The sequence below is a fragment of the Necropsobacter rosorum genome (genome assembly GCF_964241405.1).
Lineage (GTDB): Bacteria > Pseudomonadota > Gammaproteobacteria > Enterobacterales > Pasteurellaceae > Necropsobacter > Necropsobacter rosorum.
On the sequence record NZ_CAXSXF010000006.1, the window covers coordinates 1 to 13,836 of the forward strand.

The 13,836-nt window shown below is 45.3% G+C and carries 11 protein-coding genes; 5 read left to right on the forward strand and 6 right to left on the reverse strand.

Annotated elements, in window-relative coordinates; genetic code table 11:
* From ACESOH_RS10260 to ACESOH_RS10270, 3 genes are all read left to right on the forward strand, one after another.
* Positions 1 to 1,704, forward strand: a 1,704-nt coding sequence (locus ACESOH_RS10260; RefSeq protein ID WP_373101033.1) for a class I SAM-dependent DNA methyltransferase, incomplete at its 5' end; no start/stop codon positions are given.
* Positions 1,697 to 3,031 (forward strand): restriction endonuclease subunit S, encoded by a 1,335-nt coding sequence (locus ACESOH_RS10265; protein ID WP_373101035.1) that lies wholly within the window; start codon positions 1,697 to 1,699, stop codon positions 3,029 to 3,031. The genes ACESOH_RS10260 and ACESOH_RS10265, both read left to right, overlap by 8 nt.
* Positions 3,028 to 3,675, forward strand: coding sequence for an abortive infection family protein (locus ACESOH_RS10270; RefSeq protein WP_373101037.1), 648 nt, complete (start codon positions 3,028 to 3,030; stop codon positions 3,673 to 3,675). The genes ACESOH_RS10265 and ACESOH_RS10270 overlap by 4 nt, the downstream gene beginning before the upstream one ends.
* Positions 3,676 to 4,305: 630 nt before the next feature.
* Here the strand turns inward: ACESOH_RS10270 and ACESOH_RS10275 are convergent.
* Positions 4,306 to 4,794: a transposase gene (locus ACESOH_RS10275; RefSeq protein WP_373101039.1), complete on the reverse strand. Its 489-nt coding sequence runs from the start codon at positions 4,792 to 4,794 to the stop codon at positions 4,306 to 4,308.
* A 401-nt stretch (positions 4,795 to 5,195) separates the two neighbouring features.
* Between ACESOH_RS10275 and ACESOH_RS10280 the strand changes: the two genes are divergently transcribed.
* Positions 5,196 to 8,375: a type I restriction endonuclease subunit R gene (locus tag ACESOH_RS10280; protein WP_373101041.1), complete on the forward strand. Its 3,180-nt coding sequence runs from the start codon at positions 5,196 to 5,198 to the stop codon at positions 8,373 to 8,375.
* Positions 8,376 to 9,215: 840 nt separating this feature from the next.
* On the forward strand, positions 9,216 to 10,559 hold the full coding sequence (locus ACESOH_RS10285; protein ID WP_373101042.1) for a patatin-like phospholipase family protein: 1,344 nt from the start codon (positions 9,216 to 9,218) through the stop codon (positions 10,557 to 10,559).
* A gap of 62 nt (positions 10,560 to 10,621) precedes the next feature.
* Here ACESOH_RS10285 and ACESOH_RS10290 read toward each other — a convergent pair whose 3' ends face one another.
* The 5 genes from ACESOH_RS10290 to surE are packed head-to-tail and all read right to left on the reverse strand — an operon-like array spanning position 10,622 to position 13,814.
* Positions 10,622 to 11,002, reverse strand: a complete 381-nt coding sequence (locus ACESOH_RS10290; protein WP_373101043.1) for a hypothetical protein — start codon at positions 11,000 to 11,002, stop codon at positions 10,622 to 10,624.
* A complete protein-coding gene (gene nlpD / locus ACESOH_RS10295; RefSeq protein ID WP_373101044.1) occupies positions 11,002 to 12,240 on the reverse strand; it encodes a murein hydrolase activator NlpD in 1,239 nt (412 codons plus the stop codon). The genes ACESOH_RS10290 and nlpD overlap by 1 nt, the downstream gene beginning before the upstream one ends.
* 19 nt (positions 12,241 to 12,259) lie before the next feature.
* Positions 12,260 to 12,448 carry a hypothetical protein gene (locus ACESOH_RS10300; protein WP_373101046.1) on the reverse strand — a complete coding sequence of 63 codons (189 nt, stop codon included), beginning with the start codon at positions 12,446 to 12,448 and terminating at the stop codon, positions 12,260 to 12,262.
* A gap of 13 nt (positions 12,449 to 12,461) precedes the next feature.
* Positions 12,462 to 13,037, reverse strand: a complete 576-nt coding sequence (locus tag ACESOH_RS10305) for a YqaA family protein (RefSeq protein ID WP_032092396.1) — start codon at positions 13,035 to 13,037, stop codon at positions 12,462 to 12,464.
* A 36-nt stretch (positions 13,038 to 13,073) separates the two neighbouring features.
* The gene (gene surE / locus ACESOH_RS10310; protein WP_373101047.1) at positions 13,074 to 13,814 is read right to left on the reverse strand and encodes a 5'/3'-nucleotidase SurE; all 741 of its coding nucleotides are present in this window, start codon (positions 13,812 to 13,814) and stop codon (positions 13,074 to 13,076) included.
* Between the last annotated feature and the right edge of the window lie 22 nt (positions 13,815 to 13,836).

The following is a 13,836-nucleotide window of genomic DNA, read 5'->3' on the forward strand; positions in this document are numbered from 1 at the left end:
CACAGCACAGCACAGCACAGCACAGCACAGCACAGCACAGCACAGCACAGCACAGCACAGCACAGCACAGCACAGCAAAATGATGCCGTTGTTCTTGCCGAACAACAAGCGTTTTTAAATCAACTTGATGCCAAACTTTGGAAATCTGCCGACCAACTCCGCAAGGAACTGGACGCTGCCAACTACAAACATATCGTTCTCGGTTTAATCTTCCTAAAATACGTCTCCGACAGCTTCGCCGCCCAGCAAGCTCAAATTCTTGCCGCTTTAAACGACCCGCAATCCGACTTCTACCTGCCTGATTTATCAGAAGACGAAATCCAAGCCGAGCTGGAAATTCGGGAATACTACCAACAAGACAACATCTTCTATGTGCCAAAACAAGCCCGCTGGGACGAAATCAAAGCCGTCGCCCGTGTGCCAATCGGCTCAACCATTTGGAACGACAAAAAATTCAACGGCGTAGTCAGCCTAATTGACGACGCTTTCGACCTGCTCGAAAAAGAGAACCCGAAACTCAAAGGCGTGCTAGAACGCCTTGCCAAATATGAAGTGAAAGAAGAAACCGTGATCGGCTTAATCGAAATCTTCTCCGACACCGATTTCACTCGCCCAACGCTCGACGGTAAGCCAATTTCGCTCGCCGCCAAAGATATTCTCGGACACGTTTACGAGTATTTTCTTGGGCAATTCGCCCTTGCCGAAGGCAAAAAAGGCGGGCAATACTTCACGCCAAAATCCATTGTAACGCTGATTGTCGAAATGTTAGAGCCTTACGCAGGGCGAGTGTACGACCCAGCAATGGGTTCGGGCGGCTTTTTTGTGCAAACCGAACGCTTTATTGCCGAACACGCAGGCAACCGCAACCAAATCTCCATTTTCGGGCAAGAATCCAACCTAACCACATGGAAACTTGCGTCAATGAATATGGCGATCCGTGGGCTAGATTGCGATTTCGGCGGCTCAAATGCCGACACCTTCAACCAACCGAAGCACATCGACAAAAAAATGGACTTCATAATGGCAAATCCGCCGTTTAATATGAAGGAATGGTGGAGCGAAAAACTCGCCGCCGACCCACGCTGGCAATACGGCACACCGCCTACGGGCAACGCCAACTTTGCCTGGCTGCAACATATGATTTACCACCTTTCCCCAAAAGGCAAAATGGCGTTGCTGCTCGCCAACGGCTCAATGTCTTCACAGACCAACAACGAAGGCGAAATCCGCAAAAACATCATCAACGCAGACCTTGTTGAAGCGATGATCGCACTGCCAAGCCAGCTCTTTACCAACACCCAAATCCCCGCCTGCATTTGGCTGCTCAACAAAGCCAAAGCACGCAAAAATGAAGTGTTGTTTATCGACGCACGCCAAATCGGCTATATGAAAGACCGCACTTTGCGAGACTTCACGCAAGCCGACATCGCTCACATCGCCAACACCTACCACGCTTGGCAACAAGGAAGCGATTACCAAAACCAGCCAGCGTTCTGCTACGCCGCCACGCTTGATGAAATCGCCCAAAACGAATTTGTACTCACCCCGGGGAGATACGTCGGCACGCCTGAACAAGAAGACGACGGCATTCCATTTGCAGAAAAAATGCAAAATCTGACCGCACTTTTAAAGGAACAATTTAAACAAAGTGCGGAATTGGAAGCGAAAATTAAAATGAATTTGGGGGAATTGGGGTATGAGTAAGTGGGCAACTTATAAATTAGGAGATTGTATTTCACTAGTAATTGATAATAGGGGAAAAACTCCGCCATTATCAAATACAGGATATGAGTTAATTGAAGTAGCATCAATAACAAATAAAAAGAAAAATCCTGATTATACAAAGATAAGCAAATTTGTATCAACTGACACTTTTAATTCTTGGTTTAGAAAAGGACACCCAAAATGCGGAGATATATTAATTCCTACCGTAGGAAGTTTAGGAAATGTAGCTATTTTATCAGAAGATAGAGGTTGCATTGCCCAAAATCTAATTGCATTAAGAGCCAAAACTGAAATTCTAAGCCCTGATTTTTTGTATTATTTTTTGAACGATAAAACTATTAGAAATAAAATTTTAAGTTTAGATATTGGTAGTGTTCAGCCCAGTTTAAAAGTGCCACATCTTTTAAATTTAAAAATAAGTTTACCTAGCTTAGAACAGCAAGAGAAGATTTCGTATATTCTAGGTAATTTAGATGAAAAAATCGAACTCAACACCCAAATCAACCAAACCCTAGAACAAATCGCCCAAGCGATCTTCAAAAGCTGGTTTATTGACTTCGACCCCGTGCATACCAAAGCCGAAAGTCTTACCCGTGGCGAAACCGAACACCAAGCCAACCTTGCAGCAATGGCAGTGATAAGTGGTAAATCATCAGCAGAATTAGACCGCTTGCAAACCGAAGAACCAAAACGGTTTGAAATGTTGTATAAAGTGGCGGAAGCGTTTCCGAGTGGGATTGGGGAGAATGGTTTGCCGTTGGGGTGGGAAACGAAAAAGATTGGGGAAATCGCACAATTTGTAAAAGGCAAAAAACCTAAACATATTTCGGAAAACCCAAATAATGGATATTTACCCCATATTCTAATGGCTACCATATCAGGAAACCAAATTGAATATGCCCAAATTGAAAGAAGCGTGATCTGTGAAATCACGGATACTTTAATTTTAATGGACGGTTCTGCTTCGGGAAAAGTCTTCATTGGATTTAATGGTGTTATTGGTTCTACATTAGCCAAGATGAATTTAGCCAATAAAAAATATTGGGCGTTATTAAACCAATATTTAAAATATCAAGAAAGTGATATTCAAGCTCATACGACAGGGACAAGCATTCCGCACACAGATAAATCTAGGGTTTTAAACTATGAGTTCATCATTCCTTCTGATGATTTAATTCTATTTTTCAATGAGCTATTGTTAAACTCAATTAAGAAAATAATAGAAAACAAAGAAAACTCTTCACTATTAGAGAAAATTAGAGATGAGTTATTGCCTAAGTTGTTGGGTGGAGAAATCCAATTATGATGAAATGGATTTTAGATTCAATGGATAAAGCTCCAAGTTTTCAACATTATCAAGAGCATATTCATTGTATTATAGAAAACATACACAAAAATCCAATGCTAAGCATTGAAACAAGTAAGTCTGTAATTGAAGGTGTTTGCAAAACAATTTTAAATGATAAAGGAAAGCCAATTCCTAATAATTTTCCTAATTTAACATCAGCTGCCTTAGATGCATTAAACGTAGATTATCACCCAGATAAAAATCATATCATTGCATTAATAAAAAAATTAAAAGGCATTCTTCATTACATTGCTGAAATTAGAAATAATAGTAGTTTTGCAACACACGGACAAGATATTGAACACCCTAAATTATCATCAGATCTTGCATTATTTGTTGCTCATTCAACTAATGCAGTTCTAGGCTTCATTTTACATTTTTACATTGTTTCAGGCGATTATCAAAAATCAGAGAGAATACGATATGAAGATTATCCTGAATTTAACAGATTTTTAGATGATTATTTTGAGCAAGAAACTGGAAGTTTAATGCTTAAAATATCTTATTCAAAAGCCTTATTTAATCAAGATAAAATCGCTTATTGTGATGAATTGGAGAATTTTAAAGATTTAGAAAATTTACGTTTACAAGAAACACTGTAAACGGTCATTTTTTCAGAAAAATTGACAAATTGCGGGTTGGGATTGCGGACGCACGCAGTGCGTCCCTACAATGGTTCTGTGGTTTTTACGAAATTTCGAATTTATAGAGATCAAATGTAGGGACGCATTGAATGCGTCCGCAAATGGGAATTTATGCCAAATTTATTTTACCGATGAGCTTATTTTCAAATATATTCGAAAATATTACTGCATTGTGAATGGAAATTTAAATGGTTGATTTTTTGGAAATTAATAAATTTTGGGGTTGTGATTGCGGACGCACGCAGTGCGTCCCTACAATGGTTCTGTGGGTTTAACAAGATCTCGAATTTATCGAGATCAAATGTAGGGATGCATTGAATGCGTCCGCAAACAGGAATTTACGCCAATGTTTATTTTATCGATGAACTTATTTGCAAATATATTCGAAAATATTACTGCATTGTGAATGGAAATTTAACTGGTTGATTTTTTTTGGAAATTAATAAATTTTGGGGTTGTGATGGCGGACGCACGCAGTGCGTCCCTACAAGGGTTCTGTGATTTTTACGATATCTTGCGTATATGCTCGATCAAATGTAGGGACGCATTGAATGCGTCCGTAAACAAAAATTTATGCAAATGTTTATGTTATGAATACAATTTATCCTGCTCCCAATTTATTACGTTATGATCAATATAATCATAAATAAAACCAAATTCACGATCATTGCGAATAATGCGATCGTAATATCGTGATTGCCATTCAAATGGAATATTATTTTGTTTGGCAAAACTAGTTAATTGGCACTTAATACCACGAATTATTGACGCTAAGTTTTCTCGTTGTGGTTGGAATGAATGTTGTGAAATATCTTTGGATGTATTTAACACTATAATAAAATGTAAATGATTGGGCATTATGGTAAAAATGGGAAGATTTATATATTGGCTTTGACGAATTTCTATTGTATTCAATATAATTGAGTGTAATTTTTCGCCCAAAATGGATAAATACATTTTTTGATTATAAATTTTACCGAAATAATGTTGTTTGTTTTTGGTACAAATGGTAATGAAATATGCTCCGTTTTGATAATTATGCCATTTCACACGAATTAATTTTCGATTTGGTAACATGAATCCTCCGAATTTTGGGGAAAATATGAAATGAGTTATTGGAAATGTAAAATGGGAATGTGGCAATTTTCGATCATGATCGCAAAAATTATACTTTGAGCATCAAATTGATAATATTTGGAACATTAGAATCGCTGCGGACGTACGCAGTGCGTCCCTACACAATATTGGTGATTTTGGCAAATCGTATTAAATGCTCGATCTAATGTAGGGACGCACGCAGTGCGTCCCTACACAATATTGGTGATTTTTAGTAAATCGTATTAAATGCTCGATCTAATGTAGGGACGCACTGCGTGCGTCCGAAAAATATCGAATATGCACGAAATGCCGAATTAAAATGTAAACGGTCAAATTTCCGCAAAATATCAAATATACAAATATAAACACGGGAGAACAAAATGCGCCTCATCAATGAAAACACTATCGAGCAAATTGCGTTGGAAGAAATGCAGCGGTTAGGATGGGAGTCTGTTTATGGCTATGATATTACCCCTTCGGGTAGTTTGCCGTTGCGTGCGAAAGCGACCGATGTGGTGTTTCGTGATGAGTTGCGTGCGGCGGTGGTGCGCTTAAATCCTAATTTGCCGCCGACTGCGGTAGATGAGGCGGTTTCAACAGTATTGCGTGCGGATTTGGTGGATTTGGCTGCACGTAATCAGCAGTTTTATCATTTTTTACGCTTTGGTGTGCGTGTGGTTTATCGCAATGCGGCTGGCGAGCAAAAAGTGGAGCCGGCACGTATTGTGGATTTCCAGAATGTGGAAAATAACCATTTTTGCGTGGTTAATCAGCTGACGATTAAGGGCAAAAAAGGCAACCGCCGCCCTGATGTGATTGGCTTTATCAACGGCTTGCCGATGGTGCTGTTTGAACTGAAAAATCCGCTGACCGAAAATGCAACGCTGACTGACGCATATCAACAATTACAAACCTACAAAGATGAAATCGCTGATCTGTTTGCCTACAATCAAGCGTTAGTGATTAGCGATGGCACGGCGGCTCGCCTTGGTTCTTTAACGGCGAATTTCGACCGCTTTACACCTTGGCGTGTGGTGGACGAGAAGCAAAAAACGCGTATTCCCTTTGAAAATGAACTGTCGGGGCTGGTTAACGGTTTAATGTCGCCAAAAAATCTGCTCAACTATATCCAAAATTTCATCTTGTTTGAACGCACGGAAAGCGGCGATTTAATCAAAAAAATCGCGGCGTATCATCAATTCTACGGCGTGAATGAAGCGGTTGAATGTACGTTACTTGCAAGTGGCGAGTGCGGCAACGGCAAAATCGGCGTGATGTGGCATACGCAAGGTTCGGGTAAGTCGATTTCAATGCTGTTTTATGCGGCAAAAGTGTTAGCAGAACCGACGTTGCAAAACCCGACGATTGTGGTAGTCACCGATCGCAACGATTTAGACGGGCAGCTTTTCGCCACATTTTCCGCAGGTAGCGAGCTGATTCGCCAGCAGCCTATGCAAGCGCACAGCCGCGATGAACTACGTGCCGAGCTTGCCAAACGTGAGGCCGGAGGCATTGTTTTTACTACCATTCAAAAATTCGCCCTGCTCGACGATGAGCGAAAACACCCAATGCTCAACGATCGCCGCAATATTATTGTGATTAGCGACGAGGCGCACCGTTCGCAATATGGCTTTACGGAAAAGTTGAGTTTGAACAAGCAAAACGGCGAATATCAAGGCGCGCAGGGCTACCGTTTCGGTTACGCCAAACATTTGCGCGATGCGTTACCGAACGCCGCTTTTATTGGTTTTACAGGCACGCCGATTAGTTTAGAGGATCGCGACACCCAAGAAGTGTTCGGCAAATATGTGTCGATTTATGATATTCACGACGCTGTCGAAGACGGCGCGACTGTGCCGATTGTGTATGAAGCTCGCCAAATTCCGATTGAAGAAGGGTTGGATTTTGCCGACAAAGTGCGAGAAATGGATGCGGTGTACGGCGATGATGAAAATGTGATGTTCCGCCTGCGCGAGCAGTTGATGGGTACGGACGAGCGGCTGTCAAAATTGGCGGAAGATTTTGTTCAGCATTTTGAAAAGCGCAACGAACTGCAAGACGGCAAGGCGATGATTGTCGCGATGAGCCGCGAGATTTGCGTAAAATTGTACGAAAAAATCACCGCACTTCGCCCAAGTTGGCACAGCGACGAGATTAACGATGGCGAAATTAAGATTGTAATGACAGGATCGGCGACCGATCCCGCCCATTTCCAGCCGCATATTCATGGCGCGATGGATAAAAAAACGCTGGAAACGCGCTTTAAAAATCCGTCCGATCCGCTCAAAGTCGTGATTGTGCGGGATATGTGGCTGACGGGCTTTGACGCGCCGTGCTGTAACACAATGTATATCGACAAGCCGATGAAAGGGCATAATTTAATGCAGGCGATAGCTCGGGTAAACCGTGTTTTTCGCAACAAAAGCCGTGAAAATGGCGGGCTTATCGTCGATTATGTCGGTATTGCCGAAGAACTTAAAGCCGCTGCGTGTGAATATACTAACGCCAACGGCAAGGGTGAGATGACCACTGATATTGGCGAAATTAAAAATAAAGTGTTGGAATGTTTGGACATCGTGCGTGGGCAGTTTGCGACACCTGTAAACGGTCAGATTTTCCCACTTTTTGACAAATTAGCCCTAACCGATGAGCAAGCTCTGTTCCGTGCGATTTTAGCGGCAGCGAACCATATTTTGTCATTAGATAGCCTAAATGAACAGCACGATGAAAAAGATCCAACGCCACGCAAAAACGCTTTTCTGAAAGCTGTCCGCTTGGCGAAAAAAGGCTATTCGCTCTGCGGTTACAGCCCTGAAATGAAAGCCTATCATCGAGAGTTGGCGTTTTTGGATGCGGTGCGAGCGGTGATTGCCAAGCCTGAACCGAAATCGGGCAAGCAAAACGGCGATAAATTATTACAGCTCGTTGCCCTGCTCAACCAAGCGGTGCACGCCGACGGCGCGGTCAATTTGTTTGAATTACTCAATTTAGAGCAGCCGAATATCAGCATTTTGTCCGATGAATTTCTCAACAAAGTCAAAAACAGCCAGCAGCAATCGCTTTGGGTGTCGGCGATTGAACGTTATCTCGCCAAGGAAATTCGTGACAAATCCAACAACAATATCGCGCTGCAAAAGGATTTTGAGCAACGCCTGAAAGATGCCATCAACAAATATCACAACCAAAGTTTAAGCACGGTGCAAGTGTTGGACGAGTTGATTAAGCTCGCCAAAGAATTTGAAGCCCGCCGTGCGCGAGGCGAAAAATTAGGGCTGACCGCCGCCGAAATCGCTTTTTATGACGCGCTCGCCAAAAACGAAAGTGCGCTGCGCGAAATGGGCGATGAAGTTCTTAAACAGATCGCGCAAACGATCACCGACAAACTGCGCAAATCGGCAACCATAGACTGGCAGCGCAAAGAAAGCGTGCGTTCCAGAATGCGCCTCGAAGTCCGCCGTGTGCTACGTTTGTTCAAATATCCGCCTGATAAACAAGAAGAAGCCATTGAGTTTGTACTGACGCAAGCGGAAAAAATTGCCGATGAGCTGGTGGAGGGCTAAACGGTCTAATTTGGCTAACAATGTGTAAATTATAGGGGGCTTTAGCCCATCAAAAACTGGCCGAAAATATGCAATGATGGGGAAGCCGTTCCTACGAATATTCTGTTATCGCTGGCAGTTGTTGCACATTTTGCAACAACCGAATGTGGTTCAAGCTCACCTTTGTTAAACACATTGCCGATGTGTCGTGAAATGGTGGATTTATGTTGAAATTCAGCGAAAAACCGTTCGCATTTCATTACACTTTCTCCCTTTCATAAACACAGGAAAGTAAAATAAAATGCACATTTATTCCGCCGACGAAATTGCCCGTCACGATTATCAAGAAATGAACGAAAAATTGTCTCAATTTCTGGATCAACTGATGGCGAATTAAGCGGATAAAATTAGAAAAATTTGACTGCTTGTCTTTTCAAAACGGCACAAAAAACAACCGCACTTTTGTTTCAAAAGAAAAAGTGCGGGTGAAAATTTTGATGAAATGAAACAAGCGATCAGATTTTGATAGGAATTTGCAAATTATGCCATCTCCACCGTTTCGCTAATGGCATAAAAATGTCCGCTCAGGCGTTTAGCACTTCGCAAACAAATCATGCCGTTAATGATTGCCAGCCCGCGGCAATCATATAGCGCTGCCGTCACACCGCGTCGCTTAATTCATTTCATTTATTTGAGCGCTATCGCTTTTGCTTTGCAATACCTTTCTATCACGGCTTAAAGTTGCGAAATCAAGCGGCTTTCTGCCATAATAACCCTCCATTGAGTTAAAGTTTTAATAGAGATTTTATGGTTTTTAATCGGTAAAATCTTTATGAAAGCGCGTCATAATATCGGAATAATATGAAAAACATTTTAATTTTATCGTGTACGCTTTTGTTATCCGCCTGTAGTCTGGTGGCTTATCAGCCGGTGGAAACCATCAGCCGGGTTAATCCGCAGGAAGGTTATCGCACCAAAACGGCGGTGCAGACCAGTGATGGCAATCTGGTCGTGCTGGTATTTTCCGGCGGGGGAAGCCGTGCCGCCGCGCTGGGGTACGGCATATTGGAAGAGTTTAAACGCACGCCGGTGCGCCGCAGCAAGAAAGGGGATACGCTGTTGGACAATATTGACCTGGTGTACGGCGTTTCCGGCGGTTCCGTTCTGGCCGCGTATTTTTCTTTGGAAGGGCGCGATGTGGTGCCGAAATTTGAAGAGAATTTTCTGAAAAAAGATTTCCAGCGCGAAATCATCAGCCAAGTATTTTCCCTGTCTAATTTGCCGCGTCTGACATCGCCCCAGTTCGGGCGCAGTGATTTGCTGCAGGAACAGTTTAATCTCGCGCTGTACAAAAAGAAAACCTTCGGCGATTTGGCAACGCAGCGTAAAGGCCCCTTTGCGATTATCAGTGCGACGGATATGAATGTGGGGCAGAAAGTCACCTTTACGCAGGAATTTTTTGACGGTCTGTGCCTGAATTTAAGCGATATGGAAATCGCCCGGGCGGTGGCGGCATCCAGCGCGGTACCGTTGGTATTCAGCCCGCTGACGCTGAACAATAATGCGGGAAATTGTCATTTTTCTTCGCAAGCGCTGGAATATATCGTGACCAATAAAAATGATATGTTGCGCGCTAAAAATATCGACGAGCTGGAAAACACCTTGTCGCTGTACAGTAACAGCCGAGAGCGGCCTTATATTCATTTGGTGGACGGCGGTTTGACTGATAATCTGGGGCTGGCGGGGCTGGTTGATATTTACGATGTGGCGGGGCAGGAGTTGCTGTATCACAAGGCGATGGAGACCGGTGTAAAACGTATTGTGGTGATTAATGTGAATGCGCAGAACGAGGTGTCCAACGAAATTGATAAATCCGCCGATGTGCCGACGGCCGCCTATGTGATTAATACGGTGATTAACGTGCCGATCGATCGCAATACGCAAACCACGCTGCGCCGTTTCCGGGAGTTTACCGACGGATGGAATCAGTTTATGCGTAAAATGCCGGCGCAAAAACGGGTTGAGATGTATTTCGTCAGTCTGGGGTTGAAAGATTTGCCCGAATCGCCGCTGAAAAAAGAGGTGCTGAATATCAGCACTTCCTTTTATCTGCCCCGCTCGGATGTGAATAAATTGAAACAGGCGGCCAGAATTCTGCTGCAAAACTCCGGCGAATATCACAAGACGTTAAAAGCACTGCAATAGCAGTTGCGCCCTCCGTTATTAAAAGTGCGGTCAAAAATGCGTTATTTTTTGACCGCACTAAATTATTTTTTCAGCGTCCAGCCCTGCCGGGTTTTTAGCAGGCGTATGTTGCCGTCATCGGACAGATAACCGCCTTTTACCGCCTGAAGCCGCGTGCCCGGCGGCAGATCGGCGGCGAACAGTTCCGCCTGAGATTTGTCCGCCGATAAGATCACATACACCGCCAGCGTGGCATTATCCGGATCGGTCAGGCGAATATCCGCCACGGAAAACGGCTGTACGCATTCCTGTTTCAGTATCGACCAACTGTAACCGGCGGAGCCGATGCAATCGTGCGCGTCTTTATCGGCGCCCACTAAGGGCATATCGGCCGATTGCGCCGTACAGGCGGCCGTCAGCAGAATACCGCCTAACAGCGGCAAGGCTCGCATATTCATCTGCATTAACGCCGCGGTAAATAACGTACCGGATCAACGGATTTACCTTTATAGCGGATTTCAAAATGCAGTTTTACGCTATTGGTACCGGAGCTGCCCATTTTGGCAATTTGCTGACCGGCTTTCACTTCCTGCTGATCTTTCACCAGAATGCTCTCGTTATGTGCGTAGGCGCTCAGATAATCGTCGTTATGTTTAATGATAATCAGGTTGCCGTAACCGCGTAATGCGTTGCCCGCATAAACCACACGACCGGCCGCCGCCGCATTGACCGCCTGTCCGCGCGAACCGCTGATGTCAATCCCTTTATTGCCGCCGTCGGAGCTGGAGAAGCCTTGCACGATGCTGCCATTGGTCGGCCAGCGCCAGACGACATTGGATACGGCAGGCGCGACCACGGTACTTTGTACCGGAACGGCCTGCGCGGTCGGTTGTGCCGGCGCGGTGTTGCCTGCCGGTACCGAAGCGGTTTGAGTCAGCGGCGGATTGGTGCCGACTCCCGATTTAATCGGCCCGATAATTGAACCGTCCGAACCGTATTGAGTGCCGTTCGGCCCCGGTGTGTAAGTAACCGCCGGTTCGACCGGTTTAACGGCGGTCTGCGCGGTTGCCGTTGTGGTAACCGCAGGTGCCGCCACTGCCGCCGTGTTGGTGTGATTAGTAATCTTTAAGGTTTGTCCTACGCTGAGATGATAAGGTTCGGCCATATTATTTAAGGCGGCAAGCTCTTTGACATCCATGCCGGAAATATAGGCGATCAGGAACATGGTGTCGCCTTTTCTGACGGTATAGGTTTCACCTTTGTAAAAACCCTTGTCGATTTTGCTGTAATCCGGTGCGTTGGTTTGCGGATTGCGCGGAATTTCAAAATTCTGGCTGACCGGTTTTGTTACCGCTGCGCTGGCAGGCGCGCTTTGTTGATTGGCAACGGGTTGTGCCGCCGGTTGTTGCACCGGCGTTTGTGCCGCTGTCTGCATTGCCGGTTGTTGAATCTGCGGCTGCGAAACCGGTTGGGTCTGTGCGGCAGGTAAGCTGTTTGATGCGGCAGGCTGAACGGTCATACTTTCCGGCATGCTTTGCTGCTGAATCTGCGGATTCCAAGTATTATTGCCGCCGCTATCGACCGGCTGCATAATGCCGGGGGTAAGCGCATTATCTGCATTTTCAACCGGCGCGGGCGTATTGGAACTACAGGCCGCCAGTACAGCCAGGCTGACAGGTAAAAGTAAAAAGGATTTGTTCATTTCTTTTGTCTTCCTTCTATTAATTCATCGTTTCAGGCATTTGTTGTTTCTCAATGTTCGGCGACCAGTCGGCACCTGCAACCGCACCCGTTTCAGGCACCGGCTCCATCATTCCCGGCGCTAAGCTGTTTTCATCGGGCGGCGCCTCGGCAGATGAGCAGGCGGTAAGCATTAAGAGTATAGACAACAATAAACACAATTTATTCATTTTCACACCCTGATTATCGTAAAATTAAATAAGCGATAACGGCCAGCGCAACAACCGACCAACCGATAATTTCAATGGATTTGCGTAATTTCGCTGCGAATTTCTCACCGCCCCAGGCAGCCAGTTTCGCCACAATCAGGAATCTGGCGGCGCGCGAAACGAATGCGGTGATGACAAAGGGTAAAAACGCCATTTGCATCACCCCGGCGCAAATAGTGAACACTTTATAGGGAATCGGCGAAAATCCGGCGACAAACACCACCAGAATGCCCCATTGCTTAAACCATGAGATTGCCGTATTCCAATGCGCCTGATAGCCCCATTGCTGAATATAATGCTGAACGAAATCAAAGGCATAATAGCCCAGCGCATAACCGAGCATCCCGCCGACGGCCGAAGCGACGGCGGTATACAGGGCGAATCTGACGGCGCTTTTCGGTTTTGACATGGACATCGGAATTAACATCACATCCGGCGGAATCGGGAAAAAAATCGCTTCGATAAAACTGACGAAACTGAGCCAGAAGGTTGCATAACGATGGGTTGACCATTGCATGGTTTTATCATACATTGCGCCGAAAATGTTCAATGGATTTCTCCTTAAGTTATTCGCGAAAGCGGAACATTATTCACTTTTTAACCAATCTTGTAAAGCGTCGATTGAGTGATAGGCGGTCATATCGGCCTGAAGCGGCGTGATTGCCACATAGCCGTTTTTTACCGCGTGAAAATCCGTGCCTTCCTGCTCATTTTCCGCCAGACCGGACGGCCCGATCCAGTAAATATGCTCGCCGCGCGGATCTTGCTGTTTGATCACTTCCGCCGCCGCAGCCCGGTGACCCAAATGGCAGACTTTAATGCCTTTTAACTGTGCATAGGGCAGATCCGGTACGTTAATATTGAGAATTTCCCGGCTTTTCAGCAGCCGGTTGTGCAGTTTGGGCACTAATTCGCAGACGATTTTAGCCGCACTTTCATAATGCTGACGTCCGTCCAGCGACACAGCGATGGCCGGTAAACCGAGATGACGCCCTTCCAGCGCAGCGGCCACCGTACCGGAATAGATCACATCGTCGCCGAGATTGACACCGGCGTTAATGCCGGACACAACCAGATCGACCCGGCCGGATAAAAAGCCGTTTAAGGCCAGATGCACACAATCCGCCGGCGTGCCGTTAATACAGTAATCGCCGTTGTCCAGTTTTAACGGGCGCAGCGGTTCAACTAAAGTCAGTGAGCTTGAGGCCGCACTGCGGTTGCGATCCGGCGCGACCACCGTAACCTGAGCAATTTTACGCAGTTCGTACGCCAGCGCTTTGATCCCGTCGGCATGAATGCCGTCATCATTGGAAAGCAGTATGTGCATGAGTGTTTATCCTTATTGTTTG